Below are 1,100 nucleotides of genomic sequence, written 5' to 3' on the forward strand. Positions count from 1 at the left end.
TATACCGAATCAACTTGAAGATGCAGGCTTGAGAATCTGAAAATTATCATTAATTCGAGATGTCAAAGAGCCTGCGATCTCTGGAAGAGTCACTGCAAAAAATTGGTCTATTGCCTCCTTGAAGTCCCGTTTTCTTTTGAAGTAAACGTTGTTCCTCGACTTCTCATTCATTACTTTCCATAGCCGCTCTATTGGGTTGAGGTTTGGGCTGTAAGGTGGAAGATAATGCAGTTCAATATTCAGGACAAACGCCGCATCTTTGACTAAGTCATTGCGGTGATACCCCGCACCATCTAAGATGATATGAAGCTTATGGGGTAACGGATAACTCTCTCTTAACTTACAGAAAAAGCGAACAATCGTTTCACTGTTAATGCTCTCATAATCATACACAATAGTAGACCCAATATCTGACAGGTTCAGTGCGCCAATAATGTTCAATCGGCTACGATTACCCGTTGTTTCAATCACTTTATCCTGACCAGTTCGTATCCAGCCATGAGATATTTTGGTGGATAGTGTTGGGTGAACAGCGTCGATAAATACTATCGATTCATCCTTGCCACAACTAGCTTTTAGCTCTTCATAAGCCTCGATGAAAGCTTGCTGTTTTGCTTCATCAAATTTGTGTGGAACGCCTTTCGGTTGCTTGTAGCTAAAACCATTGTGGTGAAGCCATTTGTTCATGCCAGACACCGTGTAATCAAGTCCAAATATCTCTTTAACGTAGGCGACAATTTGATGAGTGTGAGAATAGGTTTTCTCAGTCAAATGCTCGATTAGGTGCATGGTTTGAATAGCAGAAAGCTTGCTTTGGCTTCCGCCATTCTCAGGCTTAAGTTTTTCAGAAAGAACGTAGTCGCTAAGATGACGGGCAACGGTCGATTCATGAATACGAAGAGCTTGTGAAATCATAGTCTGACTCCAGCCTTCAGAAGCCAGCAAAACAGCTTTAATACGGTCGCAAACTCGACTATCACGTTCAATGTCGTGCATTTGTTCGAGTTGCAGTTTCTGTTGAGAAGTCAGTGTAATTTTCATGGTTCGTAGCATGATCCTGATTCTATCGAAAATCAAGCATCTTCAATGATCACGGGTAT

At 41.6% G+C, this 1,100-nt stretch carries 1 protein-coding gene; it reads right to left on the reverse strand.

Going from position 1 to position 1,100, the window contains the following annotated elements:
* Positions 1-9 precede the first annotated feature (9 nt).
* The gene (locus RH88_RS00045) at positions 10-1,041 is read right to left on the reverse strand and encodes an IS630 family transposase (RefSeq protein ID WP_174269628.1); all 1,032 of its coding nucleotides are present in this window, start codon (positions 1,039-1,041) and stop codon (positions 10-12) included.
* Positions 1,042-1,100 lie beyond the last annotated feature (59 nt).

Source organism: Vibrio scophthalmi LMG 19158 (assembly GCF_000222585.1).
Lineage (GTDB): Bacteria > Pseudomonadota > Gammaproteobacteria > Enterobacterales > Vibrionaceae > Vibrio > Vibrio scophthalmi.

Bases quoted from the DNA above. Each gene is read 5' to 3' on its own strand.
- RH88_RS00045 (WP_174269628.1), bottom strand. From the start codon at position 1,041: ATGAAAATTACACTGACTTCTCAACAGAAACTGCAACTCGAACAAATG.